The sequence below is a fragment of the Lamprocystis purpurea DSM 4197 genome (assembly GCF_000379525.1).
Lineage (GTDB): Bacteria > Pseudomonadota > Gammaproteobacteria > Chromatiales > Chromatiaceae > Thiodictyon > Thiodictyon purpureum.
Window position 1 is genome coordinate 1 of the sequence record NZ_KB902459.1, and the last position, 1,593, is coordinate 1,593.

Below are 1,593 nucleotides of genomic sequence, written 5' to 3' on the forward strand. Positions count from 1 at the left end.
GAGGAACAGCAGGCCCGCGAGACGGCGGTCAGCGGGCAGGTGCGCGTCCTGCGCCGGGAGTTGCCCGCGTTGCTCGCCCGTCTGGAACAGATTCCTGACCCCCGCCAGCCCAAGAAGTGCCGCCATCGGCTCACCGTGCTGCTGCTCTACGGACTGCTGATGTTCGTTTTTCAGTTTGCCTCCCGGCGCGCGGTCAACCGCGAGCTGACCCGCCCACAGTTCGAGGCCAACCTGCGGCTGCTGTTTCCCGAACTGGAGACCCTGCCGCATGCCGACACCCTCTTTCGATTGCTGCGCGACATCGACGTCGCCCACCTCGAACAGGCCCACGTCGACCTGGTGCGCCGCCTGATCCGCGCCAAGACCTTCCGTCGCTACCTGATCAACCACGCCTATCCCATCGCCATTGACGGCTCCCAGAAGTTCACCCGTGACACCCTCTGGGACGAGAATCTCCTGGAACGTCAGGTCGGTGCCGCGGACGCGCGCCACCCCCAGTATTTCGTCTACGTCCTGGAGGCCAGTCTGGCCTTTCACAACGGCCTGGTGATCCCGCTGCTCAGCGAATTCCTTGAATACGCCAAGGGCGATATCACGGCCGACAAACAAGACTGCGAACTGCGCGCCTTCACCCGCCTGAGTGCCCGCATCAAGGCGCTGTTTCCGCGCCTGCCGATCCTCCTGTTACTCGACGGTCTCTATGCCAATGGACCGGTGATGCACCGCTGCCGTCAGTTCCATTGGCAGTTCATGATCGTGCTCAAAGACCAGGACCTGTCCACCGTCTGGGAGGAGTTCCACGCCTTGCACGCCGTGCAGCCCAACGGCTGCCAGCGCCACTGGGGGGAGCGCCGTCAGCGCTTTTCCTGGGTCAACGGCATCGACTATGCGTTCTCGAACCAGGGTCGCCACCACCTGCGTGTGCATGTGGTGGTGTGTGAGGAGACCTGGGAAACCATTGATGCCCAGGGCGCACGCCTGACCAAGAGCGCCCGCCATGCGTGGCTCTCCAGCGCCCCGCTCGGCCAGGAGCATGTCCACGAACGCTGCAACCTGGGCGCGCGCCACCGCTGGGGCATCGAGGCCGGCTTCCTGGTGGAGAAACATCAGGGCTATCAGTACGAGCACACCTTTGCCTACGACTGGAATGCCATGAAGGGTTATCACTCCCTGATGCGCCTGGCGCATCTGCTCAACACCCTGGCGCGCTTCGCCCGCCACCTGCGTGACCTCTACCGACAACTGGGCGTGCGCGGCGCCATCGCCTTCATCCGGACGTCCTGCGCCGCCCCCTGGCTCGACCCCGCGCGGATGCGCCGCCTGCTGGCCCAGCCGTTGCAGCTTCAGCTCGAATAAGCGCCGCCGGGCACGGCGTCGGATTCCGCTCGCCGGCAACCACCGGCGCCGGGAATCGCTTGCCTGGCGACCGTGACACCGGCGCGAGGACTGATTCGACCACCCTCCCGGCACCCGCCAGGGCGTCCCGCTGCCCCCCTGGTTAGGTCAAACCCACTCCGCAACGGCCAACGCCAGCGCCGACCGGTGCCGACGACGCCCGATGTCAGCTGGCGGCAGGGTTATGCTTCAGGGCTG

Annotated in this window: 1 protein-coding gene; it reads left to right on the forward strand. The window is 65.9% G+C overall.

Translation table 11 applies throughout. From position 1 onward, the window contains the following. Positions 1-1,356, forward strand: a 1,356-nt coding sequence (locus A39O_RS32775; RefSeq protein ID WP_020504329.1) for a transposase family protein, incomplete at its 5' end; no start/stop codon positions are given. Positions 1,357-1,593 lie beyond the last annotated feature (237 nt).